A 25,492-nucleotide genomic window follows, 5' to 3' on the forward strand; every position below is an offset into this window, starting at 1 on the left:
ACAATGACAACGGACGAGCAAGACACCGGGCAAAATCTGCAACAGCCAGCGGCGGAGTTAAGCGAGATTCGCCAGCGTGAAGCTGTCCGTATTGCCGAAGCGCTGGTTTTTGCCTCCGCAGAGCCCGTGTCCGAGAGCTTTTTGGCAGAGCGCTTGCCGCGAGGCACCGACGTAGGAGCTTTGATGCGCAGCTTGCAGGCCGATTACGCGCCGCGTGGTGTTAACTTGCTGCGCATTGACGGGCATTGGGCGTTTCGCACCGCGGCTGATCTGGCCTTTGCGATTCGCAAAGAGGAGAGTGAGGTCAAAAAACTCTCGCGCGCGGCATTGGAAGTCCTTGCCATCATTGCCTATCACCAGCCGGTTACGCGCGCCGAGATTGAGGATGTTCGCGGCGTGCAAACCTCCAAAGGCACGATCGATGTGCTGCTGGAAGCGGGCTGGGTGCGGTTTCGGGGTCGCAGGCGCACGCCGGGCCGGCCTGTGACGTTTGGCACGACGCGGGATTTTCTCGATCACTTCGGCCTGGAGGAAATCCGAGACCTGCCGGGCATGGAGGAGTTGAAGGGAGCAGGGCTGTTGACGGGCCGTATCCCGGCCAATTTTCACGTGCCCATGCCAAGCGATGGTGCGGATTTGAACGAAGACGAAGATCCCATCACGCAACTTGATCTGGAAGAGCTTGGCTTGCTGGCACCCGGCGATGAAAGAAACGACTGATTTTGCCTGACAATTGCGTGAAAAGTGCCGTGCATGTTGATGGTGTGGTCTTGGCGTCTTGCCTCTGTCGTTTTACCATGCCAAGCATGCATCTAATTGTTTGAAAAAGACGTGCAGAGATCTTACATGCGTAAGATCATGGAAACAGGAGCGGGATCATGGGATCTTTTAGTATGTGGCATTGGCTGATCGTTCTTGCGATCGTGCTGTTGTTGTTTGGTCGCGGCAAGATTCCGGATCTGATGGGTGACGTTGCCAAGGGCATCAAGAGCTTCAAAAAGGGCATGGCAGATGATGATGATGCCCCGGAAAAGTCGTCAAAGACGGTGGACCACAAGGCTGACGATAAGTAATCGTTGCATAAATCTGCACACAGGCGAGATTGTTCGCCTGTGATTATGACGTGAATAGGTCGCCGCTTGGCCGACGGCTTCAGGAGCCTGAAGAATGCTGGACATTGGCTGGAGCGAATTGCTGGTCATTGCGGTTATTTTGATCGTGGTGGTGGGGCCAAAAGACTTGCCTCCGATGCTGCGCGCATTCGGGAAAATGACAACGCGATTGCGCAAGACAGCGGGCGAATTTCGCGCGCAGTTCGATGATGCTTTGCGCGAAGCCGATATGGATGATTTGCGCAAAACCATTGGCGATGCGCAAAGGCTCAATCCGGCCAATGCCCTTCGCGACGCCATGAACCCGCTGCGGCAGATGGGGGCCGATATAAAGGCCGATTTGCAGCGCGCAACCCAGGTCGATCATTTTCCGCTTGCTGATGTGAGTGGAATTGCGGCGAGCGACCAGCCGCTTGTGCCGATGTCGGATGCGGATTTCCCGCCTCTTGGCCCGATTGACAATCCGGGTGCATCGCAGTTTTCCCTCAGCGGATCGGCGGCGGGAAATAACAAGCGCGGCGGCAGCGGTGTGGGAAAATCCGTACGCTCAAGACGTGAATTGATTGTCACGCCGTCATCCGTTGCTCATGCAAGCGCCAAAGCTGCCTCGCGGTCTGCTGTTCGGCGAGCTTTCCGCAAAAGTGACCGTTCGTAATACCTGACCGTGTACCTGAGAAGTCAAGGATGAAGCATGAGTGACATTGACGATAAACCGCAGCCACTTGTGGAGCATCTGGTTGAGCTGCGCTCTCGGCTGATCTGGTCGCTTGGGGCTTTCTTTGTTGCCTTCATCGTGTGTTTTTTCTTTGCGAAACACCTGTTTAATCTGCTGGTGATTCCGTACAAATGGGCGGTGATCTGGGCGCATCTCGATGTTACCAAGGCAGAGTTGATCTACACCGCTCCGCAGGAGTTTTTCTTCACGCAGGTGAAGGTCTCCATGTTCTGTGCCATGGTGGTCTCCTTTCCGGTGATCGCGGCGCAGGTTTACAAATTTGTGGCTCCGGGCCTTTACAAGAATGAGCGCGCGGCGTTTCTGCCGTTTTTGATTGCTTCACCCGTGTTGTTCCTGATGGGGGCAGCGCTGGTGTATTTCTTCTTCACACCCATGGTGATGTGGTTCTTCCTGGCCATGCAGCAAGCGCCGGGACAGGGGGATGTGGCGATTTCGCTGATGCCGAAAGTGTCGGAATACCTGAGCCTGATCATGTCTTTGGTGTTTGCTTTTGGCCTGGTGTTTCAGTTGCCGGTGGTCACGACTCTTTTGGCGCGGGTGGGCATTCTGGAATCGAAATGGCTGGCCGAGAAGCGCAAGTATTTCATCGTCATCGCCTTTATTGCGGCTGCGATTCTGACCCCGCCTGATCCCATGTCCCAGATCGGTCTTGCACTGCCCACAATCCTTCTTTACGAAGTGTCCATCTACGCGGCAAAGCTGGTGGAACGTGGGCGGGCGAAGGCAGCAGCTTCCGAAGGCTCATCGTTAACCGATGTGGATGCGCGCGATTAAGCCGCGCGCGTCTCTTGTCGCTATAACCCCTGATGGGATCGGATGAAATTGGACCCCTATTGGTCAGCATAACGATCCCAGTCTGAATTGAAGATCTGGAACGACGATGCTCGATATTAAATGGATCCGTGAGAACCCCGAAGCTCTTGATCAGGCGCTGGCCAAGCGCAGTGCCGAGCCTTTGTCTGCCGGTTTGATTGCGCTGGACGAAAAGCGTCGCGCCGTTGTGCAGTCGATGCAGGATATGCAGTCGCGCCGCAATTCGGTTTCCAAGGAGATTGGCGCTGCCATGGCCGCCAAGAATATGGAGCTGGCCGAAAAGCTGAAAGCCGAAGTGGCATCCCTGAAGGACAGCCTGCCTGCTGCCGAAGAAGAAGAACGCAGGCTGACCGCCGAGCTGAATGATACCTTGTCGCGCATTCCCAACATTCCGCATGATGATGTGCCGGTTGGCAAGGATGAGCATGACAATGTGGTGACCCGCGTGGTTGGCCAAAAGCCCGGCTGGAATCATCCGGCACAAGAGCATCCCGAAATCGGCGAAGCGCTGGGCTATATGGATTTCGAGCGCGCCGCCAAGCTCTCCGGCGCACGTTTCACGGTGTTGACCGGGCCGCTGGCCCGGCTGGAGCGTGCCATTGGCCAATTCATGATTGATCTGCACACCAGCGAGCATGGCTACACCGAAGTGTCGTCGCCGTTGATGGTGCGCGACGAGGCCATGTACGGCACCGGGCAATTGCCAAAGTTTGAAGAGGATTTGTTCAAGACCACCGATGGTCGCTGGCTTATTCCAACTGCCGAAGTGACACTGACCAATCTTGTGGCCGGTGAAATTCTGGATCAGGAAAAACTGCCGCTGCGCTTTACCGCATTGACCCCTTCGTTCCGTTCTGAAGCGGGCTCGGCTGGTCGTGATACGCGCGGCATGTTGCGCCAGCACCAGTTCTGGAAATGCGAACTGGTGTCGATTACCGATGCCGAGAGCGCCATGGCCGAGCATGAACGCATGACGGCTTGTGCGGAAGAAGTGTTGAAGCGCCTTGGTCTGCATTTCCGCACCATGACGCTCTGCTCGGGCGATATGGGCTTTGGCGCGATCAAGACCTATGATCTTGAGGTCTGGTTGCCGGGGCAAAACACCTTCCGCGAAATCTCGTCCTGCTCGGTCTGCGGTGATTTTCAGGGCCGCCGCATGAATGCGCGTTACCGCAACAAGGATGGCAAGGGCACCAGCTTTGTCCACACCCTGAACGGTTCCGGCACGGCTGTTGGCCGTTGCCTGATTGCCGTTATGGAAAATTATCTCAACGAAGATGGCTCCATCACTGTTCCTGACGTTCTTCTGCCATATATGGGTGGCTTGAAGAAGATCGAGAAGGCTTCTTGATCAAACGTTATTTGTTCTCGTTTGTCTGATCAGAAAAACCGGGTTCCACTTTTTCTTGACAAACTCTAGGATCATGTGATGCGCATTTTGCTCACCAACGACGACGGCATTCATGCTGATGGACTTGCCGTTCTGGAGCGGATTGCGCACACGCTCAGCGATGATGTCTGGGTGGTTGCCCCCGAAACCGATCAGAGCGGGCTTGCGCATTCTCTCACCCTGTCGGAGCCATTGCGGTTGCGACAGGTCGGAGAAAAGCGCTTTGCCTTGCGTGGCACGCCGACCGATTGTGTGATTATGGCGGTGCGCAAGGTGATGGACCGCAAGCCCGATCTGGTGCTGTCTGGTGTAAATGCCGGAGCCAATCTGGCTGATGATGTGACCTATTCGGGCACTGTTGCCGGTGCCATTGAGGGCACGGTGCATGGCATTCGCTCGTTTGCGCTCAGTCAGGCCTATAGCTATGAGGCGGGCGCACCCATTCCCTGGCACGTGGCCGAAACCTTGGCCCCGGAGCTGATTGCCAAATTGGTAAGCGTTGATTTGCCGCCGGGCACATTGCTCAATCTGAATTTTCCCAATTGCGAACCACACGAGGTTCAGGGTGTGGAAGTGACCGCGCAGGGCAAGCTGGAATTTGGGTTGAGCGTTGAAGAGCGCACTGACGGCCGTGGCTTTCCCTATTATTGGCTGCGGTTTGGCGATCGTAAAGGAAATTTCCGCTCAGGAACTGATATTCGGGCGATTCGCGAGGGCCAGATTTCGGTAACCCCTTTGAAATTGGATATGACGGATTATTCTGTTCAGGATAATATTGCGCAAGCGCTGGCGACCGGAGTCGTATCTTGAAGTCTGCAATGATGGAACGAGAGGGCTTTGCCGCACTGGTGTTGCGGCTGAGGTCCGAAGGCATCTCCGATATCAATCTGCTGACGGCGGTTGAGCAAACCCCGCGCTCAAGATTTGTTGCGCACCATCTGGCTGAGCACGCTTATTCCAGCCGAACCATCCCGATTGAATGTGGCTCATTTCTGGAGGGGGCTGATCTTGCCGTGCGATTGTTGCACCGGCTGCGCATCGGGGCCGGGCAGCGTGTGCTTGAAATTGGCACAGGCAGCGGCTTCATGACGGCGGTTCTTGGGCGAATCGTTGAGCGGGTGATTTCTGTTGAGCGCTATAAGACGCTGGTGGACGAAGCCCAGACGCGACTGGATCAGTTTTCGATTCGCAATGTGATTCTGCGCCAGGGTGATGGCAGCAATGGATTGCCGGGCGAGGGGACGTTTGATCGCATTATCGCAACGGCCGCTTTTCCAGCGATTCCCAAGAGCTTTACCGAGCAATTGGTGCACAATGGCATTTTGATGTGCCCGGTCATGATTGATGATGACCGCTGCATCATGGTGCGGTTAACCCGAACCGGCAGCCGGTTTGAGCGTGAAGACCTGTTTGAAGTGCCTTACCTGCCGCTGACGCCGCATATTGCCGCTTATTTGTAAGGGGTTTATGTGTGAGACGGGCGGATTTGCCGGGATTTCACGTCCTGCACATTCTGCCGAAAAATGCGCCATTTACCAATGATTCACCAAAAAGCTTCCCAAGAAGTGATCCCGGTTAACCAGCCGGTAACACTAACGCGCTTTAATATATTCCAAGTTAGTTGCGTCGTTAGTGGATTGTATCATGCGTCAGAGTCACTCTCCAAAATCCGGCATCCCCTTTGCCAAATTGCTGTGGGTCGCTCTTATGGCGAGTGCGGCAACTGGCTGTAGTTCCGATTCATCTCGTTTTGCCGGCTTGTTCTCAAGCAAGGATACGATGTCGACGGCATCCGTCGGCCAGCGACCGAGCGTTATGAACAATGCGCCTGTGCCGATGGCGGATGTTACCAATGCGGGCGGCACTTACGCTGCGCAAACTTCACCAGCGGGTGGCGATTATAACAATCGTAGCCAAGCGATGGCGCAGCCTTATCCCGGCCAGCAGACCTATTCGCCAGCGCGTCGCGCATCCTCGGCTGTGCAGGTGCAAAAATCCGATCTCGCCCCACCTCCGGGGTCTAGCGCATCAACCGGGCCGATTTCCGAGCACCGGCAAACGGCATCTGCTCAACCATTCCCGTCTGCCAATGGGCATAATGATGACCATGATGGTTTGAACACCGCCACGGTTCCGCATGCGGCAAATCCAGAAAGCATCAATCGCAGCAGCAATGGCTGGAGCACGGAAAACGCACCTCGCGTTGTGTTGAAGCCCGGCGAAACTGTTGCGGCGCTATCCAGACGTTACGGCGTTCCTGAAAAGGAAATTGTCAAGGCAAATGGCCTGTCCAGCGCCAGCGCCGCCCGCCCGGGTCAATCCATCGTGATCCCGACCTTTGGTGCGCGCAGCACCGCCGCGCGCACCGCCGCAGCTGAAGGATCGTTGCTGCCGCCGGGCCAAAACCCGACACCTATGCCGCGCGGCGAGGAAAAGGTTGCGGTCTTGCCCACCAACCCGAAACTGCGGGATAAGGCAAAGTCCGAGATTGCATCTGCGAACGCCAGCAATGCTGAGGGCAATGGCAATACACCCCCGTCGGCGGGCACTTATGTGGTCAAGCCGGGCGATTCGCTCAACAAGATCGCCCAACGCAATGGGATATCAGTGGCCGCTCTCAAGCAGGCCAATGGCTTGAACGCACAAGGTGTGCGCGTGGGGCAGACATTGAATTTGCCTGCCGCCAGCGACAAGCCTGTCGTAACGCAGGTCAGCACAGGTACGCTATCGCCAAAAGCCGAAGCGCCCAAGGTGGCGGATGCGCCGAAGGCCGCCACCGCACCCACCAAATCGGTCACAGAAGTTGCCTCGACCGATCCCGGTGCCACAGCACCCGAAGCAACGGGCATTGGCAAATATCGCTGGCCGGTGCGCGGCGCAGTTGTTGCTGCTTTCGGGGCCAATGTTGGTGGCAAGCGCAACGATGGCATTGATATTTCAGTGCCCAATGGCACCCCCATCAAAGCCGCTGAAAATGGCGTGGTCATCTATGCTGGCAACGGCTTGAAAGAATTGGGCAACACTGTGCTGGTGCGCCACGATGATGGCACCGTGACCGTTTACGGCCATGCCAGCAACCTTTCGGTGCAGCGCGGCCAAAAGGTGCAGCGAGGCCAGCAGGTTGCCACATCGGGCATGAGCGGCAACGCCACACAGCCGACATTGCATTTCGAGGTGCGCAAGGATGCCACCCCGGTCAACCCAATGACATACCTCGAATAGAGCATGTCGCGTTTCATTGCCCTCAATGAAACGATAACGTAAATGCAAAAATAAGGATAAGGCCTGTCGCTGTGGACTCTATTCACTGCGACAGGCCTTATCTTATGCGTTTCAGGCGTTGGAAATATCCACCCGCAGGCGGCCTGCCAGATCCTGAATATATTGCCAGGCCACGCGGCCAGAGCGTGCGCCGCGTGTTGTGGCCCATTCCAGCGCTTCGGCGTGTAACTTCTCGGTGGGCAGTGGCAGATTGAAATGGCTGGCGTAGCCATCAATCATGGTGAGGTAATCGTCCTGGCTGCATTTGTGAAAGCCCAGCCATAGGCCAAAACGGTCCGACAGCGATACCTTTTCTTCAACCGCTTCTGATGGATTGATGGCGGTCGACTGTTCATTTTCCATCATATTGCGTGGCAAGAGGTGGCGGCGATTGGATGTGGCGTAGAACAGAACATTGTCTGGCCGTCCCTCAATGCCGCCATCGAGTGCCGCTTTCAAAGATTTATAGGCGGTGTCGTCGTGATCAAAGGACAGATCATCACAAAAGACGATGACGCGCTGGCCGCTGGTTTTCAAAAGATCCAGCAGGGCAGGGAGCGAGGCAATATCTTCGCGGTGAACCTCGATCAGCTTCATGGCAACGCCAGATGTTTTGCACACGTCGGCATGTACGGCTTTGACCAGAGATGATTTGCCCATGCCGCGCGCGCCCCACAGCAGCACATTGTTGGCGGCAAAGCCTTGTGCAAAGCGCTCGGTGTTTTCGTGCAGAATGTCGCGCACCCGATCAACGCCGCGAATGAGGGTGAGGGCGACCCGGTTGGGTCGCGCCACCGGCTGAAGTCTGGCACCCGTTGGATGCCACACAAAACACTCTGCCGCCGACCAGTCATTGATGGCATTTGGTGGTCCTGCCACACGCTCGATTGCGTCTGCCAGACGTTTGACTTCCGTTAAGAGCTGGGTGAGCGTGTCGGTCATGGTCCGCCTCATTCTTTCAGGAAAAGGGTAAATTGGGTGTCTCTTCATGCCGCTACCATGGCGAAATGGGGCTCGAAAGTGTATTAGCCTTGGATTCGGTACGCAAAGCCGCTGTTTCTGTTGCATTTGTGGCATGTCTTACTATATTCCGGCGGCAAAACAGGGGGCATTGGCCTCTTTGCGACCCCGGTTCCGAAGGAGTTTTTGATGTTTATTACCCAGGCATTCGCTCAGGATGCAGCACCAGCCGCTGGCGGCTTTGGCTCCGGCATGGAGATGCTGTTTCTTTTCGCGCCTCTCATGGTGATCTGGTATTTTCTGCTGATCCGTCCGCAGCGCAACCAGATGAAGAAGCGCAATGAGACCTTGGCCGCCATTCGCCGTGGCGATCAGGTGGTCTTGGGTGGTGGTCTCATCGGTAAGGTGAGCAAGGTCATTGATGACAGCGAACTCGAAGTTGAGATCGCTGATGGCGTCAAGGTTCGCGCATTGCGCAGCCTGATTGCAGATGTGCGGGTTAAGGGCGAGCCGGTGAAAGCCGACGCCTGATAGCCTGCTGTTCAGGCCGCTCTTTCTGAAGGGCGGCCACTTTTTTGGCTTTAGAGTTCTGTCAGGTCCAGATTGTGCCCGGCAGACTCTAAAATTCGTTGTTTGAGTTTGTCTGATCGGAAAAGCCGGCTCCCACGTTTCCCTGACAAACTCTAGATCCGAGATTTCGATGCTGTATTTCGCCCGCTGGAAAACAATTCTGCTTTGGCTTGCTGTCGTTGCAAGCGTATTGGTCGCGCTGCCCAATCTTTTCAGCAAGGAACAGCTGAAGAATTTCCCATCCTGGATTCCCTCCAAGCAGATCACCCTCGGGCTCGATTTGCAGGGTGGCTCGCATATCATGCTCCAGATGGAGCGCAACGATATCGTGAAAGAACGGCTGGATGCCACCGTTTCGGATATTCGCTCCAGCCTGCGTGATGCCAATATTCGTTACACCGGCCTCAATGGCACCGGACAGGCAATTCAGGTTCGCATCACTGATCCAGCTCAGGTTGAAGCCGCCAAGAAGGCTTTGCAGAACCTGACAGCGCCTGTCAGCGCTGGTGGTTTGACTGGCGGTACCATTCAGGAAGCAACGCTTGATGATGCTGGCGACGGCTTGCTGAAGATCAATTTGACCGATTCCGGTATTGATTATCGCATGTCCTCGGCGCTGACCCAATCGATTGAGGTTGTGCGCCGCCGTGTGGACGAGTTGGGCAATACGGAACCTCTGATCCAGCGTCAGGGCAGTGATCGCATTATCGTACAGGTGCCGGGTCTGAATGATCCGCAGCGCCTGAAGGCATTGTTGAACCAGACAGCCAAGCTGACTTTCCGCATGGTGGATACCAGCATGCCGGTGTCTGAGGCGATCAGCGGCCGTCCTCCGGCGACTTCCGAGGTCCTTTACGGCGAAGGCGAAGCGGCTGAACCCTATCTGGTTGAAAAGCGCGTTATCATCTCCGGTGAAGATCTGGTGGATGCACAAGCCAGCTTCAATCAGCAAAATAACGAGCCTGTTGTTACATTCCGTTTTGATAGCCGTGGCGCACAGCGTTTTGCGCAAGCCACTCAGCAGAACGTCGGCAAGCCTTTCGCAATCATTCTCGACAATCGCGTCATTTCCGCGCCTGTCATTCGTGAACCGATTATTGGTGGTTCGGGTCAGATCTCGGGTAATTTCACAGTGCAGGGGGCCAATGATCTGGCTGTGCTGCTGCGCGCCGGTGCGCTGCCTGCGACGTTGACTGTGGTGGAAGAGCGCACAGTTGGCCCAAGCCTCGGTGCAGATTCTATCCGCGCCGGTGTGTCGGCGGGCTTCATTGGTGCTGGTTTGGTTGTCTTGCTGATGATCGGCCTCTACGGCTTCTTCGGTGTTCTGGCCGTTGTGGCGCTGGTGGCCAACGTCATCATGATCATGGCGGTGCTGACGCTCCTTGGCTCAACGCTGACCTTGCCAGGCATTGCTGGTATCGTGTTGACCATTGGTATGGCGGTTGACTCCAACGTTCTGATTTATGAACGTATCCGTGAAGAGTTCAACGGTGGTCGATCTCTCATTCAATCCATCGATACCGGGTTCTCCAAGGCGCTGGCGACCATTGTCGATGCCAATTTCACCACGCTGATTGCGGCGGCTGTTCTGTTCTTCCTTGGCTCCGGTCCGGTTCGCGGCTTCTCGGTGACGCTGGCCATTGGTATCATCACCACAGTGTTCACCGCCTTTGCCCTGACACGCTGGATGTTTGCGCTGTGGGTTAACCGTCGTCGTCCGAAGCACATGCCAAAGGGTGTGCGCACTGGCATTTTCGATGGCACCAATATCCCGTTCATGGGTATTCGTCGCTACACCTTCGCAATTTCGGTGGCGCTGTCATTGGCCGCTTTGGGTGGTTTTGGCACCGTTGGCATGAAGCTCGGTATCGACTTCACTGGCGGCTCGATCATTGAGCTCAAAGCCAAGCAGGGCGACGCTGATATTGCCGCCATTCGTCAGGAATTGAGCACGTTGAATGTCGGTGATGTTCAGGTGCAGAGTTTTGGCGACAAGAGCAGCGTGCTTGTGCGTTTGCAGGCCCAGGACGAAGGCGAGAATGGCGAGCAATCTGCTGTGGCCAAGGTGCGCGATGGGTTGCAGGACAAGTATGAGTTCCGCCGCACCGAAGTGGTTGGTCCTTCTGTTTCCGGCGAGTTGACCAAGTCCGCCACAATCGGCGTTCTCGTCTCGCTTCTGGCAATCCTGGTTTACATCTGGATCCGCTTTGAATGGCAGTTTGCCGCTGGCGCGATTATTGCGACCTTGCATGACGTGATTTTGACGCTTGGTCTCTACGTCGTCACCGGGGTAGAATTTGATCTCAGCAGTATCGCGGCGATTTTGACAATCGTTGGTTACTCCCTCAATGACACCGTGGTGGTCTATGACCGTATGCGAGAAAACCTGCGGCGCTATAAGAAAATGCCGCTGGATGTGTTGATTGATACGTCGATCAATCAAACGCTGTCGCGCACGATCCTGACCTCGGTAACAACGCTCCTTGCTCTGTTGGCGCTGTTCCTGTTCGGTGGCGAGGTCATCCGTTCGTTCACCTTTGCCATGCTGTTCGGTGTTCTTGTTGGCACATTCTCGTCTATCTATATCGCGGCACCTGTGTTGATCGCCTTCCGCTTGCGCCCCGAAGGCGTCAACCGGGGCGACGACGAAAAAGAAGACAAGAAGAGCACAAGCGGCGCGAGGGCATAAGGTTTGGCAAAAGGAATCATCATCCGCGACGCCCATTTTCCGGGTCGTGCCCAGATTGACACCTACGGCAATGGCGGTTTTCGCTTTGCCGATATGTCTCACAAGGGCTCCCTGATGCTTTTGCCGTCAGGGATTCACGGTTGGGATATCAATGAAGGTGATGTGCTGACGGTGGCGTCCTTGCAGCGGGTGCTGGATCAAGCGGCAGAGATTGAATTTCTGCTGGTTGGTACGGGCAAGGATCTGGTGCGTATTCCCAGCGACGTCAAGGACGCGTTGCGGGCGGCAGGCATTGGCTCAGACCCGATGAACACCGGCGCTGCCGTTCGGACCTATAATGTGATGTTGGCCGAAGAGCGCGCCGTGGCTGCTGTGCTGATGGCGGTTTGATGTCATGAGCATTAGCCAAAATGATGCCGTGACCCAGGGCGCAGACGCCTGCCTTTCGGCTTTGCGTGAAACAGACCGGGATCGCTATCTCGCGTGCCTTTTATCTCCGCCTGAAAAACAGGCAGGTTTGGCCGCACTCTATGCCTTTAGTGCAGAATTGGCGCGGGTGCGCGAACTGGTGAGGGAACCGTTGCCGGGTGAAATTCGCCTACAATATTGGCGTGATTTTCTCTCAGGGCAGGGCCATGGTGATGCGCAGGCTAACCCGCTTGCTGTTGGCTTAATGGAGGCGATAGAGCGCTATCATCTGCCCATCAAGCCGCTGCTTGATATGATCGACGCACGGGTAAGTGACCTTTACGATGATCCTATTGGGCCAAAATCCGCGTTGGAAGGCTATGCTGGTGAAACCGCATCGGCTTTGATTCAATTGGCAAGCCTTGTGCTGGACGAGAAGGCGGCGCTTGGCTGCGCTGATATGGCCGGGCATGCGGGGGTAGCGCAGGCCGTTGCCGGATTGCTGCTGCTGATGCCGCAGCATAGCGCGCGTGGTCAGCTCTATATTCCCGATGAAATTCTCACCGCCACCGGTCTTACCCGCGACAGTTTTCTGGAAGGTCAGGATACTGCCCGTATTCACGCGGCCATTGAGGCCTTCGCAGGGTTTGGGCTGGACCATCTGACCAAGGCGAGAAGCTTGGGCAAAGTACCCGACAGTATTTTCAACGCCTATGTGCCGGTGGCATTGGCGCGGCCGGTTTTGGTGGCAGCTCGACGTAATCCAGCCCGCGTTTATGCGAACAGGCTTCGCCCTGCCCAGTGGCGGCGACAATTGACGATGCTGACGTCAAGTTTGTTTCGCCGGTTTTAGAGGGATGTGTGCACCCATAGCGCACAAAACTTTATCGCTCTACAGCGCCGTGCGCCAGATATGGCGCATAAAGGACGCTGTAACACATTTAAGTTGCTGCATAATTTTCACCTTAAATCGATTTCGATTTAAGGTGAAAATTATGCAGTATAGTTCAAATTCGCACAAGCTCAGAAACTTAAGTAAGTGATTGTTGACTGTCTTCTCTGTTCGGTCAGAATTGGTTTGACAGAGTGTTGATGTGATACATGTTAAGTATCGGGATAAAGCGCGCATTAAGCAGCGCGTGACGCTACGGTGAGATGCAAGCGTCACCGGGAGGTTGTTCAGTGGGCATGGCGTTTGGAATATTGGTGTTCGGCACAATTATCGGTATTTCCTGGTATTTTTCACGCATGTCAGAGCGTGAAAAAGACCCGGATCTCAGCGATGTCGGGCTTGCTATTGTGGAATTTGGCCGGGCTTTTCCGAATGAAGCGCTGCGCAGCCTGCACGCCACTGCTGACGGTAAGGCGGTTTTTGCGCGGCTGCATGATAATCGTGCAGGATTCATGCGCAATATGCGCGGTCACTATGCCTGCCATGTGATCGAAAAAGGCCGCCTTCAGGCGCAAATTTTGCAGCAAGGGACAGGGCTTCACGTTCGCTTTGCCGATTATCCACAATACGACGGCGATTATCTGTTTGCCTCGGCCGAGGAAGCCGCAGAAGTGTCGCTGTGGATGCTGAGCAATTATCTCTCTGATGGCGCATTGGATGATGCGGCTGTGCCGCCAAAGCAAGACTGAAACGGCGAGGGCAACACATATTGTTGTGCTGCCCTCAGGCGTTGCTTATTCGACGTTCATCGTCTCATCCAGCTCATCTGCTGGTGTCTCAAGTGTTGCAGGCGGCAAACCAAGCCAGTTTCTGCAATCCGACAATGCGCGGGCGCACATCAATTGCCGTTTCATCACGGTTTTGTCTTTGCCGCGAAAGCGCTTCACACCCTCCGGCTTGACAATCGAGCCCGGCTCCAGCTCTGGAAACAGGCCAAAATTGATGTTCATTGGCTGAAATGAACGCTTGCCCGGCTCGTCATCGGAGGTGATATGACCACCAGTGATGTGCGAGAGTAGGGCACCAAGCGCGGTTGTAGCAGGCGGTGGACTGATCGATTCGCCCTTGCGCTCGGATGCTGCGAAACGTCCGGCCAAAAGACCAATCGATGCGCTTTCGACATAGCCTTCGCAGCCGGTGATCTGGCCGGCAAAACGCAGGCCTTTTCGGCTTTTCAAGGTGAGGGTCGAATCAAGCAGAATGGGCGAGTTGATATAGGTGTTGCGATGCAGCCCACCGAGACGCGCAAATTCAGCATTTTCCAAGCCGGGAATCATGCGAAAAATCTCGGCCTGCGCGCCATAGCGCAGCTTTGTTTGAAAGCCCACCATGTTGTAGAGCGTGCCCAGCGCATTGTCCTGGCGCAATTGCACAACTGCATAGGCTTTTACCGTTGGGTTATGGGCATTGGTCAAGCCCATCGGCTTCATGGGGCCGTGGCGGAGCGTTTCGCGCCCGCGTTCGGCCATCACTTCGATTGGCAGGCAGCCGTCGAAATAGGGGGTACCTTCCCATTCCTTGAAGCCAACGGCGTCACCAGCAATCAATGCATCGATAAAGGCATTGTATTGGGTCTCATCCAATGGGCAGTTGATGTAATCCTTGCCCGTGCCGCCCGGACCAACCTTGTCATAGCGGGATTGATACCAGCAAATGTCCATATTGATGCTGTCGCGATGAACAATCGGCGCAATGGCATCAAAAAACGCCAGTGCGTCAGCTCCGGTCTCTTCCCGGATCGCCTCGGCGAGCGCAGGTGATGTCAGCGGGCCGGAGGCAATGATGGCGAGATCCCATTCCTTTGGCGGCAAGCCCTCCACCTCTTCGCGCACAACGGTGATCAATGGATGATCATGCAGTGCTTGCGTGACGGCATTGGAAAAACCATCGCGGTCAACAGCCAGTGCACCACCGGCAGGCACTTGATGCTTATCCGCGCAAGCCATGATCAGTGAGCCAGCCAGGCGCATTTCTGCATGGATAACGCCAACGGCGTTGGCGGTGGCATCATCCGAGCGGAAAGAGTTGGAGCAAACCAGTTCGGCGAGGCCATCGGTCTGGTGCGCATCCGTGCCACGCACGCCGCGCATTTCGTGAAGGATAACCGGCACACCAGCCTGGGCAATCTGCCAGGCGGCTTCTGAGCCTGCGAGGCCGCCGCCGATGATATGAATGGGGGAGAAAGAGCTATCTTGGGTCATGGCGCGCTCTTTATCATGCCTGCTTGCGGCTTCCAATCGTCTCGCGTTGGATATTTGCGAAGGAGCTACGACCTTTTAAAGAAGCAGGCTTTCCGCGCGGTCTGTAAAGATCCGATCCTGCATTCTAAATGGAACCAAAGCCGTAGAATCAAAAACGGCACCGCGTGGTGCCGTTAAGACAGACAAATCAGTCGGTTCCGATTAACGGAAAGAGCGATTTGCAATATTGCGGATTTCGTAACGGCTGATGCCGATATCAGACAATGTCTGGTTGGACAGGTTGCCCAGTTCAGAAACGGTGCGGCGGTAGCTGATCCAGTTCTTTGCAATGCGGATCGGGTTCATGGTCTTTTCCTCTAGGTCATTTGCTTGCTGATCTCGCGGTCTCTTCCGCCTCAGCTGTTGGACACGTTATACGCCTGAGGATTATTTTATGACAGTGCAATATTTAGGCGACTGCTATGCATTTGTGCAGGTAGTTGCTGCATATTTGAGCCATGATGGCTATTTGGGCAGATGTGCCTGTGTAACGGGCGTAGCGGCTCTGGACGCTAAATATTGAGTCTGTCTTGATTTTTGGGCTATATATGGTGTCAGTGCTATGAGCACCGATCTGGCCTATCGCGAAACGAAAAAAGCCTCCGGTTAGGGAGGCTTTTAAATATGCAAAGATATTGATCAGATAGGGCGTTGCAGCAAACTGTTGTGCACCTCTAAAGGCGCAGAGCTGCAAGCCTGTATATCGATCTTAGCGCTCGTTGACTGCGTGGCGGGCAACGCTGCGGATTTCGCTGCGGCCAATGCCAAGGTCGTGCAATTCGCGGTCCGACATGCGGCCAAGTTCAGATACGGTCTGACGATATTTGCGCCAGTTGGTGAGTGTGCGGGTCAGGTTCATGGTATGCCTCGTTTCAGCGTGTTTGCTGGCACATCAGCCAGCCCTCATTTGATGAGTTGAATATATGCTGCACAGCAAAACATATGAAGAGCCAATGTCGCGCGGCACCTATGCTCTGAATGCATGACGCAGTTAAAATTTTTAACCATCTGTCTATTTTGAAGGCAAGATTGTGGATCAAAGGTGGTCAGCAACATTCGTGCTGCGCGAATGGGCCAAAATGTCGATGGCAAAGCCCGCCGGGTGCTCTTAATCCTTAACGGGGACCAGGGGTGCCGGTGTTAACCAATGGGTGTGAAGCGGGGCGTTTGGTCTTGTCTTATGGGCTTGTTCGGGCGCTGGAATCAATAACGCCCACCGGGGGAGGAGGTCCGGCGGGCGTCATTTGAGGTGACTGACAATTGGGAGGAGCTTGTCAGTCCGATCGACGCGCATCAGGGAGGAGGAGGACGCAGCGTCGAAACTTATTGGCGGTTACCGCCGTTAGCGCACATCGGGCTTATTTGCCTGTCGTTTGCCGTTGCAGTACTACTATCAGAATTTACGGTTTTGTGCAGTGCGATATTATCATGGAAGATATGCATCAAGCGCATGACCCATTTTATTCGTCAGCGGCGTTCATTGGCAGCGGGATGGGGCTTCCGTTCTGGATGTGATTGGATCAATGTGAGACGGCCAGTCAGGAGATGCCATGTATCGCGCAAGGCTAAAAAGAGATTTGGACCGGTGGGTTGCAAACGGGCTCGTGAACGAGCGCGATGCGCAAGCCATGCTGGCTGATTATGATGCGCAAGCGTCAAGTTTCAGTGTTGGGTCTGTTTTGTTGGTGCTGTCTGCTGTTTTGCTGTCGGCGTCGATTTTGCTCGTCATTGCCGCCAATTGGCAGGCGATTCCGCGGCTGATGAAGGTGTCTGTGGTTATTGCCCTGATTTGGGGTTTTCATTGTGGCGGTGCCATCTTGATTGCCTTGGGCCGAAAAGCCTTGGGGCAGGGATTGCTGGTGTTGGGGGCTGCAAGCTTTGGCGGGGGTATGGCGCTGGTTGGGCAGCTTTATCATCTCTCTGGCGATGAGCTTGATTTGTTTTATGTCTGGCTCACGGCTGCCGTGTTGTCATGCATCTTTTTCCGCTCAGGTGTGATGCTGGGCTTTGTCGCTGCGCTGTGCATGGTTACGGTTGCGGTTGGGTTTGATCGATATAACTTCGATTGGACAATGCAGACCGTGCTTTTGCCGCCAGCGCTGAGTTGCGTCATAATTCTCCTGTCGTTTTGGGCGGGAAACCTGCGGGTTCGTCATGTTGCTGGCGTCTTGTTGCTCGCTTGGTTGGTCTGGCTCTATGCGCACACCACAGATGTTCGGATTGCAATTGCTTTTGTGGCTGGTGGTTTCGGGGTGTTTGCGGCTCTTGCGCTAACAAAGTTCTATGAGTGGCATCTGGCGCGCCTTTTGGCGACCTATGCGCTGGCACTTAGCGCAATTGGTTTGGCGCTGGTCAATATCGAATATAGCACTGGCCTGTCTTTGGCCTTTGTCTCGATTGTCTCTCTGGTCATCTCCGTTGCAGCCCTTGTCATGAAAGGCCGCGATGACGGCATGGTCCGGGCAATGGCGTATATGATCTTCGCAGGCGAGACATTGTATCTTTCCTTTCAGACCATTGATTCTCTTTTGGACACCTCCAGTTTCTTTTTGATCAGTGGGCTGCTTGTGGCGCTCCTGGCTTTTGGCGTCAGTCGTCTGGAAAAGCTGCTGTCCCAAAACCGTGGTTTGAAGAAAGAGAGCGCCGATGCTTCGTAATCATCTGTTTCGATTGGTCTGTGCTGCTATTTTGCTGGCGTGCTTTCAAACTGCTGTAATCGGCTACCAGATCGGCGAGAGGACTTACATTCTGCGCACCGGTGTTGAGATCAGGCTCAAGACAGAAGCCGTCGACCCGCGTGATCTTTTGCGAGGCGATTATGTGGTGCTGAACTATGCTATTTCCCGCCTGCGCAATGATCAGATTGTTGGCGAGCGACCAGATCACCGCGAGGATGTGCGGTTTCATGTGCGGGTCGCGCCCGGTACGGATGGCTTTGCGGTGGTGCAGGAGGCATCTATCGCAAAGCTGCCACCAAAGCCGGGCAGCGTTGTCCTGCTGACGGAGCCGCTCGTTTATGATCCTTCCTTCGGCAAGGATGCCAGCTTTGCCGTAAAATATGGTATCGAGCGCTTTTATGTTCCTGAGGGGGAGGGAAAAGAGATCGAGGCTGAGCGCAACAAGGGCGCGGTCAGTGTGGCGGTGCGGGTGTCTTCGGGTGGAAAAGCGCAATTGAAGCAGCTTTTCATTGGAAATGATCCGGTTTACGCACAGCCTGATTTTTGATTTCCCCTTATTTTTCTCAATTCAGTTTTGTTGTAATCTATTGTATTTGTGGGTATTTTGTTGAGTGTGCATGTTTGAGGCGCTCGAATTGCGTCTTCAGTGTCATTTTTCCTTTGCGTGGCGAAAAACGGGTGCTATAGAGACCCGCGCTCCGGCGGTTTCATGCAAATGTCGCATGAAGTTCTGATGGATCGCGGGTATGGTGAAATTGGTAGACACGCCAGATTTAGGTTCTGGTGCCGCAAGGCGTGGGAGTTCAAGTCTCTCTACCCGCACCAGAATGTAACGCAAGAGGGCTGTCGGGCGGGAATGGTATCATTCCGGCCCTACACCTGTTAGCGCCATTTTGCCCGGAAAATGTTCACGGGGCAAAATGCCAAAGATTTGCTAAGAGGCCGCGTCTTGGAATGATCCGGCGTCGCGCTGAGACAAAGTCACCGACCGATCGATCACGGTCGTCATGAAACCAAGGTTGTCCGAGGAGGGCGACCAAGAAACCAACGGCGGCCGTGCACGGTCGCCGCGACACGAAGGTTACAACATGCAGGTTATCGAAACGCTCGCTGAAGGGCTGAAGCGCGAACTGAAGATCATCATTCCGGCCGCTGACATGGAAGCTCAAATGAATGAGCGCCTTGCCGACGTGAAGGACAAGGTTCGTATCAATGGTTTCCGTCCTGGCAAGGTGCCTGCTGGTCATCTCAAGAAGATGTACGGCAAGTCTGTTATGGCCGAACTGGTCAACGAAATCGTTCGTGAGCGTCCTTCGACCATTCTTTCCGAGCGTGGCGAAAAGTCTGCGACACAGCCTGAAGTGGCGATGACGGAAGACGAAGCGCAGGCTGAAAAGATCCTGAACGCTGAAGCCGATTTCGAATTCACACTGAGCTATGAAGTCATTCCTGCAATCGAATTGAAGCCAGTGGACGGCATCAAGGTTGAGCGCGAAGTTGTCGAAGTGTCGGAAGACGAAGTCAACGAGCAGATCATGAAGATCGCTGAAAGCGCTCGTTCGTTTGCCACCAAGGACGGCGTTGCTGAAGATGGCGACCGCGTGACCATGGACTACCTCGGCAAGGTTGACGGCGTTGCTTTCGACGGCGGCAAGGATGAAGATGCAGAGCTGGTGATCGGCTCGAACCGCTTTATCCCTGGCTTTGAAGAGCAGCTCAAGGGCTTGAAGGCTGGCGATGAGAAGGTGATCAACGTCACGTTCCCAACCGAATATCCAGCTGCAAACCTGGCTGGCAAGGACGCAACCTTTGACATCACTGTCAAGGAAGTTGCAGCACCGGCCGCTCAGGAAATCAACGACGAACTGGCCACCAAGCTTGGTCTTGAATCGGTTGACAAGCTGAAGGAAATCGTTCGCGGCCAGATCGAAAGCCAGTACGGCAACGTGACACGCCAGAAGGTGAAGCGTCAGATTCTCGACCAACTGGACGAGATGTACAAGTTCGAAGCGCCTTCGCGTCTGGTTGAAGCCGAGTTTGAAAACATCTGGCGCCAGATCAACACCGATCTTGCTCAGTCCGGCAAGACCTTTGAAGACGAAGACACAACGGAAGAAGCTGCTCGCGAAGAATATCGCACGCTGGCTGAACGCCGCGTTCGTCTCGGCCTCGTTCTCTCCGAAATCGGCGAAAAGGCCGAAATCGAAGTGACCGAAGAAGAAATGCAGCGCGCGCTTTACGCTCAGTTGCAGCAGTTCCCAGGTCAGGAAAAGCAGATCATCGACTTCTTCCGCAACACTCCCGGCGCTTCTGCATCGCTGCGCGCTCCGATCTTTGAAGAAAAGGTCATGGACAAGCTGATTGCTGAAGTGAACGTGACGGACAAGACCGTGACGAAGGAAGAGTTGCTGGCTGAAGACGAAGACGGCGACGACGCAAAGCCTGCCAAGAAGAAGGCAAAGAAGGCGACTGCGGAAGGCGAAGAAGCCGCTCCAAAGAAGAAGGCAGCACCTAAGAAGAAGGCTGCTGCTGAAGGCGACGCTGAATAATCTGCTTTACAGATAAAACCGAAAAGGCCGTCCATTGGGCGGCCTTTTTGTTTGTGCTGGAGAAGGCGGTATCTGCGGACAAGTGCACATTGAGGGGTAAAGCCTGCCAATTGCTCTGCTGTAAACCGTTCAAGCTCGGCCTCTTGGCCGAGCTGTTGCGCCACGGTTTGTCTGCTGGCTGGTGACCATTAAAGCCTGCTGCTGTGAATAGGACGCATTGCGAAAGGCTTTTATCTCTTGTTGTGTTGCATGTACGCTGTCGTTTTATTGAGGACAATAAAACGCGATATGCATTAGGATTTAGGCGCAGGCATCTCCGGCTCCAGTTTCAAAGCCAGTTTCGCCACACCCAATTTTTGCGCTTTGTAAATGCCAACATGTCCGCTGCACAGATAGGCGACAAAACAGGCGACGGCGAGATAGGCGGCATGGGTGGCACCAAACAGCTCAATCCCCATGATCAGGCAGGCCAAGGGCGTGTTGGTTGCGCCAGCAAACACGGCCACGAACCCAAGGCCTGCGAAAAGATCCAGAGGCGCGCCGAGCACACCTGCAACGGCGCTGCCAAGGCCAGCACCGATGAAAAACAGTGGCGTGACCTCACCGCCTTTGAAGCCTGCGCTGAGGGTGATTACTGTGAAAATCAGCTTCCATGCCCAGCTCCAGTAATCCGCGTGGGCAGCATTAAAGAAGGTGGTGATGGTGATGTCATCCGGGTTGGGCGACCATACACCGAGGCCGAGATAGCTGCGTGTGCCGAGAAGATACACCAGCGAGAGCAGGATGAGGCTGGCCAGCACCGGCCGCAGCGGCGCATAGGGCAATATTTTCTTATAGAGCGAAGATGCTGTATGCGCTGAGGTGGCAAAAAGGCGTGCTGCAAGACCAAAGGCAACACCAGCAATAGCGGTTTTGATCAGCAAACTGGCATCAAGATTGAAGCTTGCAGGTGCAGCACCTGCACCGAAGGATATCGCGTAATGCACATGGCCAATGCCCCAGGCATGGCAGGTCCAGTCTGCAACCAGTGCAGCGACAAGGGCGGGCAGCAAGGCGTCATATTGCATACGCCCAATGGTCAGCACTTCCAAGGCGAAAACGGCACCGGCAATCGGGGTGCCAAACACCGCACCAAAGCCCGCAGCAATCCCCGCCATCAACAGGATGCGGGTGTTTGCGTAAGTGAGCTTGAAGGTGCGGGCAAAGGCGCTGGCCAAGCTGCCACCCATTTGCACCGCCGTGCCCTCACGCCCCGCAGAGCCGCCAACCAGGTGGGTCAGCACGGTCGTAACCAGAATAAAAGGGGCCATGCGGGCCGGCACGCCACCGCCCGGCTGATGGATCTGATCAATAATCAGATTGTTGCCAGCCTCCACCGACGCGCCAAACTTCTGATAGGCATAAACCATCAGAAAGCCTGCCACCGGCATGCAGTAGATGAGCCAGGGATATTCAAAGCGCGTGCGCGTTGCTTGATCCAGCCCCCAGAGAAATGCAGCCACAAGGCTGCCAACGGTGATGGACATGGCCAGAAGAATGGCGTTCCATTTTATTATCTCGGGAATGCGTTTGAGGTGAGGGGCGATAGATTGCGTTAACGCCATCATAGGATGCGCTCCGAACTGCGATAGATAAGATTTGGGGATATAAGAGGTCTGGATTTTTGGCACACGTCTACTCCTACGCTTATGCGTGTTGAGTAGGAGTCATCAGCTTTATCGAGAAAGCGGTTTAGCGTTATGCCCGGCAGAATCCATTACCGTTTGTATCGCATACTTGGTTGCGATCATGTCTGTCAATACAGTTTATAGCGCTCCCAATGACCAGAGGTTTTGTTGTGTTAAGCAGATCAATTCCGCCTCGTATTTACAGCGGTACACGCAAATTTGATTGATGTGGGCCCGGTTTCTGTCACGATGATGTCACGCTCTTGACGTTATGCACGCCACGTGACTGACAGAATTTCGCCTGCTTTTTTCCTGCCGCCGTCTCCCTTCTTCTCCCTTGGTGGACTTCACTATGGCTTCTCATAAACATGCGCCGCTCGCGGTTCGCCAGTCGCTGCTTCTTAGCCTTTGGAACGTAATGGCGCTGCTGCTGGTCATTGGGGTAGTCGTTCTCATTGCCTATGGTGCTGACGTTTCGACAGAACCATTGACAGCGCTTGATGTTGCGCCCTTGTCGCTTGATCCGGCAAATTTGCCGCTTTATGCGGTGCGCACCATGCTGCGCATGTTGCTGGCCATTGTGTTTTCGCTCATCTTCACCTTTATCTTCGCCACCATTGCCGCCAGAAGCCGTCGGGCTGAAATGGTGATGATTCCCATTCTGGATATTTTGCAGTCAGTGCCCATTCTGGGCTTTCTGACATTCACCGTCACATTCTTTCTCAATCTCTTTCCCGGTCGGGTGCTGGGCGCGGAACTGGCATCAGTCTTTGCCATTTTCACCAGCCAAGCCTGGAACATGACATTCAGCATGTATCAATCCATGCGCAGTCAGCCTCGCGATCTGGAAGAGGTTTCAAGCAGCTTCCATCTCAGTGGCTGGCAGCGGTTTTGGCGGCTTGATGTGCCGTTTGCCATGCCGGGATTGGTGTGGAATGCCATGATGTCCATGTCGGGCGGATGGTTTTTCGTGGTTGCTTCCGAGGCAATCACGGTGGGCGATACGACCGTGACATTGCCCGGTGTTGGCTCCTACGTGGCACTTGCCATTAAACAACAGGATATTTGGGCCATTGGCTACGCCATTGCGGCAATGCTGGCTGTGATTGTCATCTATGACCAGTTTCTGTTTCGCCCGCTGGTGGCCTGGGCCGACAAATTCCGGTTTGAAACGACGTCTTCTGGTCCGGGGCCGAGATCATGGATGCTGGATCTTTTGCGCCGCGCGCGGATTATTCGTGTGCTGACAGCACCGATTGGCTGGATCAGCCACCTGATCTGGAACCTTCGTTTTCCATCTTTTTCGGTGTTCAAGTCACCAAGCGTGCAAGCCAAGCCATCGGTGGTGGTTGATCGCTTGTGGGTGACGCTGATTTTCATCGGCGCAATGTTTGCAGCCTATCTCAGCTATAATTATCTGCGTGGCACGATCGGCTGGGGTGAGGTGGGTGTTGCGGTTTTCGATGGCTTTATCACGCTGCTACGGGTGATTGTGCTGATTGTGCTTGCCACCGTGGTCTGGGTGCCCATTGGCGTGTGGATTGGCCTGCGGCCAAAGCTGGCAGAACGGGTGCAGCCCTTGGCGCAGTTTTTGGCGGCTTTCCCGGCCAATCTGGCCTTTCCGGTCTTTGTGGTGGTGATTGTCCGCTATGGTTTGAATGCCGATATCTGGCTCAGCCCGCTGATGATCCTTGGTACGCAATGGTACATCCTGTTCAATGTCATTGCGGGAGCCTCGGCCTTTCCGGGCGATTTGAAAGAGGCGGCGCGCAGCTTCCATATCAAGGGTTGGCGCTGGTGGTTCAAGGTCGTGCTGCCGGGCGTGTTTCCCTATTATGTCACGGGCGGCATTACCGCATCGGGCGGATCATGGAATGCTTCCATTGTAGCTGAGGTGGCAAGCTGGGGCACCACGCAGCTCTCAACGCCTGGGCTTGGCTCTTACATCGCCAATGCCACCACGCAAGGCGATTTTCCGCGGGTTGTGCTTGGTATCATCGTGATGTGCACGTTTGTCACGCTGTTCAATCGCCTGTTTTGGCGTCCACTCTATGAGCTTGGCGAGCGTCGCCTTCGTGTCAATTGATCATGGTGAGGCGCTTGCCATGATCAGATTCGTTGTTTTGAACACTCTTATCCTGAAAGATCGCGCCCATGTCTGATCTGTCCACCAAGGCTCCGCTCGTTCACATCCATCAGGTCAGCCGCTCTTTTCCCAAGGGCAGTGGTACAGATGTGGTTGTGTTGGAAAATGTTGATCTGACCATCAAGGAAGGCGAAATTGTTGGCCTTCTGGGGCGGTCCGGCTCTGGCAAGTCCACGCTTTTGCGCATCATTGCCGGTCTTATTCCGCCGTCCTCGGGCAAGGCCCAGAGCCGAGGCAAGGATATTGTTGGCCCGCCCGATGGCATTGCCATGGTTTTTCAGTCGTTCGCGCTGTTTCCATGGCTCACCGTGTTGCAAAACGTGGAGCTGGGGCTGGAAGCGCAAGGGGTGAATAGCACAGAGCGCCGCGCGCGTGCGCTGGCCGCCATCGACTTGATTGGCCTTGACGGCTTTGAAAATGCTTACCCTAAGGAATTGTCGGGCGGCATGCGTCAGCGCGTTGGCTTTGCGCGGGCGTTGGTGGTGCATCCTGATCTGATGTTGATGGATGAGCCTTTCTCGGCTCTTGATGTGCTCACCGCCGAAACACTGCGTACAGACATGATCGATCTCTGGATCGAAGGTCGCCTGCCGATTAAATCCGTGCTGATCGTCACCCATAACATCGAAGAAGCGGTGTTGATGTGCGACCGCATTCTGGTGTTTTCCTCCAATCCGGGTCGTGTGGCATCGGAGTTGAAGGTCGATCTGCCGCATCCGCGTAACCGGCTTGATCCGCTCTTTCGGCAATTGGTTGACAGCATTTACGCACAGATGACCAATCGGGCCGAACCACGCCAACCTGCCATGGACGGCATTCATGGCACAGGTGTCGGCATGGTTTTGGAGCACGTCTCCACCAACGTGCTTTCAGGCTTGATTGAGGCTGTTGCCGGGCCGCATTACAATGGCAAAGCCGATCTGCCGGTGCTGGCCAGTGCCCTGCAATTGGGCACGGAAGAGATATTTCACCTCGGTGAGGCGCTGCAACTGCTGCGGTTTGCGCAGATGAGTGAAGGGGATCTGGTGCTAACCGAGATTGGCAAGCGCTTTGCCCATATGGATACGGACGCGCGCAAAAAGCTCTTTGCCGAGCATCTGGTGGCCTATGTGCCAATTGTCGGGCTCATTCGCCGCGTATTGGACGAGCGGCCATCGCACACAGCACCGGCCATGCGCTTTCGAACAGAGCTGGAAGATTACATGCAGGAAGATCAGGCAGCGGAAACGCTGAAAACGGTGGTGTCCTGGTCGCGTTATGCCGAGCTGTTTGCCTATGACGAACATTCAGAAATGTTCAGTTTGGAAAATCCAAGCTGACA

23 protein-coding genes, 1 tRNA gene and 1 riboswitch are annotated in these 25,492 nt (G+C 54.9%); of the genes, 19 read left to right on the forward strand and 5 right to left on the reverse strand.

Annotation, left to right across the window (positions count from 1 at the left end):
* Positions 1 to 3 precede the first annotated feature (3 nt).
* From scpB to E6C51_RS02670, 8 genes are all read left to right on the forward strand, one after another.
* A complete protein-coding gene (scpB, locus tag E6C51_RS02635) occupies positions 4 to 720 on the forward strand; it encodes an SMC-Scp complex subunit ScpB (protein ID WP_190234927.1) in 717 nt (238 codons plus the stop codon).
* Between the two features lie 158 nt (positions 721 to 878).
* Positions 879 to 1,073: a twin-arginine translocase TatA/TatE family subunit gene (locus tag E6C51_RS02640; RefSeq protein WP_146930842.1), complete on the forward strand. Its 195-nt coding sequence runs from the start codon at positions 879 to 881 to the stop codon at positions 1,071 to 1,073.
* A gap of 94 nt (positions 1,074 to 1,167) precedes the next feature.
* The gene (gene tatB, locus E6C51_RS02645) at positions 1,168 to 1,767 is read left to right on the forward strand and encodes a Sec-independent protein translocase protein TatB (RefSeq protein WP_146930840.1); all 600 of its coding nucleotides are present in this window, start codon (positions 1,168 to 1,170) and stop codon (positions 1,765 to 1,767) included.
* 36 nt (positions 1,768 to 1,803) lie between these two features.
* The gene (gene tatC, locus E6C51_RS02650; protein ID WP_190234928.1) at positions 1,804 to 2,622 is read left to right on the forward strand and encodes a twin-arginine translocase subunit TatC; all 819 of its coding nucleotides are present in this window, start codon (positions 1,804 to 1,806) and stop codon (positions 2,620 to 2,622) included.
* Positions 2,623 to 2,728: 106 nt separating this feature from the next.
* Positions 2,729 to 4,012 carry a serine--tRNA ligase gene (serS, locus tag E6C51_RS02655; RefSeq protein ID WP_190234929.1) on the forward strand — a complete coding sequence of 428 codons (1,284 nt, stop codon included), beginning with the start codon at positions 2,729 to 2,731 and terminating at the stop codon, positions 4,010 to 4,012.
* Between the two features lie 78 nt (positions 4,013 to 4,090).
* Positions 4,091 to 4,861, forward strand: coding sequence for a 5'/3'-nucleotidase SurE (gene surE, locus E6C51_RS02660; RefSeq protein WP_190234930.1), 771 nt, complete (start codon positions 4,091 to 4,093; stop codon positions 4,859 to 4,861).
* Positions 4,858 to 5,511: a protein-L-isoaspartate(D-aspartate) O-methyltransferase gene (locus E6C51_RS02665; protein ID WP_146930827.1), complete on the forward strand. Its 654-nt coding sequence runs from the start codon at positions 4,858 to 4,860 to the stop codon at positions 5,509 to 5,511. The genes surE and E6C51_RS02665 overlap by 4 nt, the downstream gene beginning before the upstream one ends.
* A 184-nt stretch (positions 5,512 to 5,695) precedes the next feature.
* A complete protein-coding gene (locus E6C51_RS02670; protein ID WP_190234931.1) occupies positions 5,696 to 7,273 on the forward strand; it encodes a LysM peptidoglycan-binding domain-containing M23 family metallopeptidase in 1,578 nt (525 codons plus the stop codon).
* Between the two features lie 111 nt (positions 7,274 to 7,384).
* Here E6C51_RS02670 and E6C51_RS02675 read toward each other — a convergent pair whose 3' ends face one another.
* Entirely contained in the window at positions 7,385 to 8,254 is an 870-nt protein-coding gene (locus tag E6C51_RS02675; RefSeq protein WP_190234932.1) for an ATP-binding protein, read from the reverse strand.
* Positions 8,255 to 8,461: 207 nt separating this feature from the next.
* Here E6C51_RS02675 and yajC point away from each other — a divergent pair, with 207 nt between their 5' ends.
* The 5 genes from yajC to E6C51_RS02700 all read left to right on the forward strand — a co-directional run bounded on the left by yajC (position 8,462) and on the right by E6C51_RS02700 (position 13,580).
* Positions 8,462 to 8,803 carry a preprotein translocase subunit YajC gene (gene yajC, locus E6C51_RS02680; RefSeq protein ID WP_146930818.1) on the forward strand — a complete coding sequence of 114 codons (342 nt, stop codon included), beginning with the start codon at positions 8,462 to 8,464 and terminating at the stop codon, positions 8,801 to 8,803.
* Between the two features lie 169 nt (positions 8,804 to 8,972).
* A complete protein-coding gene (gene secDF, locus E6C51_RS02685; protein ID WP_146930815.1) occupies positions 8,973 to 11,531 on the forward strand; it encodes a protein translocase subunit SecDF in 2,559 nt (852 codons plus the stop codon).
* A gap of 3 nt (positions 11,532 to 11,534) precedes the next feature.
* Positions 11,535 to 11,921: an Mth938-like domain-containing protein gene (locus E6C51_RS02690; RefSeq protein WP_190234933.1), complete on the forward strand. Its 387-nt coding sequence runs from the start codon at positions 11,535 to 11,537 to the stop codon at positions 11,919 to 11,921.
* Between the two features lie 4 nt (positions 11,922 to 11,925).
* Complete coding sequence (locus E6C51_RS02695; RefSeq protein WP_190234934.1) at positions 11,926 to 12,792, forward strand: phytoene/squalene synthase family protein; 867 nt, start codon at positions 11,926 to 11,928, stop codon at positions 12,790 to 12,792.
* 329 nt (positions 12,793 to 13,121) lie between these two features.
* Complete coding sequence (locus tag E6C51_RS02700; protein ID WP_407920763.1) at positions 13,122 to 13,580, forward strand: hypothetical protein; 459 nt, start codon at positions 13,122 to 13,124, stop codon at positions 13,578 to 13,580.
* Between the two features lie 45 nt (positions 13,581 to 13,625).
* Here the strand turns inward: E6C51_RS02700 and trmFO are convergent, their stop codons facing one another.
* The 3 genes from trmFO to E6C51_RS02715 all read right to left on the reverse strand — a co-directional run bounded on the left by trmFO (position 13,626) and on the right by E6C51_RS02715 (position 15,990).
* The gene (trmFO, locus tag E6C51_RS02705; RefSeq protein ID WP_146930806.1) at positions 13,626 to 15,092 is read right to left on the reverse strand and encodes a methylenetetrahydrofolate--tRNA-(uracil(54)-C(5))-methyltransferase (FADH(2)-oxidizing) TrmFO; all 1,467 of its coding nucleotides are present in this window, start codon (positions 15,090 to 15,092) and stop codon (positions 13,626 to 13,628) included.
* A gap of 201 nt (positions 15,093 to 15,293) precedes the next feature.
* Entirely contained in the window at positions 15,294 to 15,437 is a 144-nt protein-coding gene (locus E6C51_RS02710; protein WP_146930803.1) for a DUF1127 domain-containing protein, read from the reverse strand.
* A 403-nt stretch (positions 15,438 to 15,840) separates the two neighbouring features.
* Positions 15,841 to 15,990 (reverse strand): DUF1127 domain-containing protein, encoded by a 150-nt coding sequence (locus E6C51_RS02715; protein ID WP_075640204.1) that lies wholly within the window; start codon positions 15,988 to 15,990, stop codon positions 15,841 to 15,843.
* Positions 15,991 to 16,681: 691 nt separating this feature from the next.
* On the opposite strand from E6C51_RS02715, the gene E6C51_RS02720 reads away from it, so the two are divergent.
* The 4 genes from E6C51_RS02720 (at position 16,682) to tig (ending at position 20,358) form a co-directional block, all read left to right on the forward strand.
* Positions 16,682 to 17,788: a DUF2157 domain-containing protein gene (locus E6C51_RS02720; protein ID WP_269141803.1), complete on the forward strand. Its 1,107-nt coding sequence runs from the start codon at positions 16,682 to 16,684 to the stop codon at positions 17,786 to 17,788.
* Positions 17,778 to 18,356: a GDYXXLXY domain-containing protein gene (locus tag E6C51_RS02725; protein WP_190234936.1), complete on the forward strand. Its 579-nt coding sequence runs from the start codon at positions 17,778 to 17,780 to the stop codon at positions 18,354 to 18,356. The genes E6C51_RS02720 and E6C51_RS02725 overlap by 11 nt, the downstream gene beginning before the upstream one ends.
* A 193-nt stretch (positions 18,357 to 18,549) precedes the next feature.
* Positions 18,550 to 18,634: transfer RNA gene (locus E6C51_RS02730), tRNA-Leu, on the forward strand.
* Between the two features lie 263 nt (positions 18,635 to 18,897).
* Positions 18,898 to 20,358, forward strand: a complete 1,461-nt coding sequence (tig, locus tag E6C51_RS02735) for a trigger factor (RefSeq protein ID WP_190234937.1) — start codon at positions 18,898 to 18,900, stop codon at positions 20,356 to 20,358.
* Positions 20,359 to 20,651: 293 nt separating this feature from the next.
* Here the strand turns inward: tig and E6C51_RS02740 are convergent, their stop codons facing one another.
* A complete protein-coding gene (locus E6C51_RS02740; protein ID WP_330999741.1) occupies positions 20,652 to 21,965 on the reverse strand; it encodes a voltage-gated chloride channel family protein in 1,314 nt (437 codons plus the stop codon).
* A gap of 86 nt (positions 21,966 to 22,051) precedes the next feature.
* A riboswitch (Fluoride riboswitch) is annotated at positions 22,052 to 22,128 on the reverse strand.
* Between the two features lie 249 nt (positions 22,129 to 22,377).
* On the opposite strand from E6C51_RS02740, the gene E6C51_RS02745 reads away from it, so the two are divergent.
* Together E6C51_RS02745 and E6C51_RS02750 are read left to right on the forward strand one after the other, a co-directional pair.
* On the forward strand, positions 22,378 to 24,111 hold the full coding sequence (locus tag E6C51_RS02745) for an ABC transporter permease (protein WP_146930787.1): 1,734 nt from the start codon (positions 22,378 to 22,380) through the stop codon (positions 24,109 to 24,111).
* 68 nt (positions 24,112 to 24,179) lie between these two features.
* Positions 24,180 to 25,490 carry an ABC transporter ATP-binding protein gene (locus E6C51_RS02750; RefSeq protein ID WP_146930784.1) on the forward strand — a complete coding sequence of 437 codons (1,311 nt, stop codon included), beginning with the start codon at positions 24,180 to 24,182 and terminating at the stop codon, positions 25,488 to 25,490.
* Positions 25,491 to 25,492 lie beyond the last annotated feature (2 nt).

This window comes from Gillisella terrae (assembly GCF_004801395.1).
In the GTDB taxonomy this organism is placed as follows: Bacteria; Pseudomonadota; Alphaproteobacteria; order Rhizobiales; family Rhizobiaceae; genus Allorhizobium; species Allorhizobium terrae.

Excerpts from the sequence above, each read along its gene's own strand:
- scpB (WP_190234927.1), top strand. The coding sequence starts at position 4 with ATGACAACGGACGAGCAAGACACCGGGCAAAATCTGCAACAGCCAGCG.
- E6C51_RS02640 (WP_146930842.1), top strand. The coding sequence starts at position 879 with ATGGGATCTTTTAGTATGTGGCATTGGCTGATCGTTCTTGCGATCGTG.
- tatB (WP_146930840.1), top strand. The coding sequence starts at position 1,168 with ATGCTGGACATTGGCTGGAGCGAATTGCTGGTCATTGCGGTTATTTTG.
- tatC (WP_190234928.1), top strand. The coding sequence starts at position 1,804 with ATGAGTGACATTGACGATAAACCGCAGCCACTTGTGGAGCATCTGGTT.
- serS (WP_190234929.1), top strand. The coding sequence starts at position 2,729 with ATGCTCGATATTAAATGGATCCGTGAGAACCCCGAAGCTCTTGATCAG.
- surE (WP_190234930.1), top strand. The coding sequence starts at position 4,091 with ATGCGCATTTTGCTCACCAACGACGACGGCATTCATGCTGATGGACTT.
- E6C51_RS02670 (WP_190234931.1), top strand. The coding sequence starts at position 5,696 with ATGCGTCAGAGTCACTCTCCAAAATCCGGCATCCCCTTTGCCAAATTG.
- E6C51_RS02675 (WP_190234932.1), bottom strand. The coding sequence starts at position 8,254 with ATGACCGACACGCTCACCCAGCTCTTAACGGAAGTCAAACGTCTGGCA.
- yajC (WP_146930818.1), top strand. The coding sequence starts at position 8,462 with ATGTTTATTACCCAGGCATTCGCTCAGGATGCAGCACCAGCCGCTGGC.
- secDF (WP_146930815.1), top strand. The coding sequence starts at position 8,973 with ATGCTGTATTTCGCCCGCTGGAAAACAATTCTGCTTTGGCTTGCTGTC.
- E6C51_RS02695 (WP_190234934.1), top strand. The coding sequence starts at position 11,926 with ATGAGCATTAGCCAAAATGATGCCGTGACCCAGGGCGCAGACGCCTGC.
- trmFO (WP_146930806.1), bottom strand. The coding sequence starts at position 15,092 with ATGACCCAAGATAGCTCTTTCTCCCCCATTCATATCATCGGCGGCGGC.
- E6C51_RS02710 (WP_146930803.1), bottom strand. The coding sequence starts at position 15,437 with ATGAACCCGATCCGCATTGCAAAGAACTGGATCAGCTACCGCCGCACC.
- E6C51_RS02715 (WP_075640204.1), bottom strand. The coding sequence starts at position 15,990 with ATGAACCTGACCCGCACACTCACCAACTGGCGCAAATATCGTCAGACC.
- E6C51_RS02720 (WP_269141803.1), top strand. The coding sequence starts at position 16,682 with ATGTATCGCGCAAGGCTAAAAAGAGATTTGGACCGGTGGGTTGCAAAC.
- E6C51_RS02725 (WP_190234936.1), top strand. The coding sequence starts at position 17,778 with ATGCTTCGTAATCATCTGTTTCGATTGGTCTGTGCTGCTATTTTGCTG.
- tig (WP_190234937.1), top strand. The coding sequence starts at position 18,898 with ATGCAGGTTATCGAAACGCTCGCTGAAGGGCTGAAGCGCGAACTGAAG.
- E6C51_RS02740 (WP_330999741.1), bottom strand. The coding sequence starts at position 21,965 with ATGATGGCGTTAACGCAATCTATCGCCCCTCACCTCAAACGCATTCCC.
- E6C51_RS02745 (WP_146930787.1), top strand. The coding sequence starts at position 22,378 with ATGGCTTCTCATAAACATGCGCCGCTCGCGGTTCGCCAGTCGCTGCTT.
- E6C51_RS02750 (WP_146930784.1), top strand. The coding sequence starts at position 24,180 with ATGTCTGATCTGTCCACCAAGGCTCCGCTCGTTCACATCCATCAGGTC.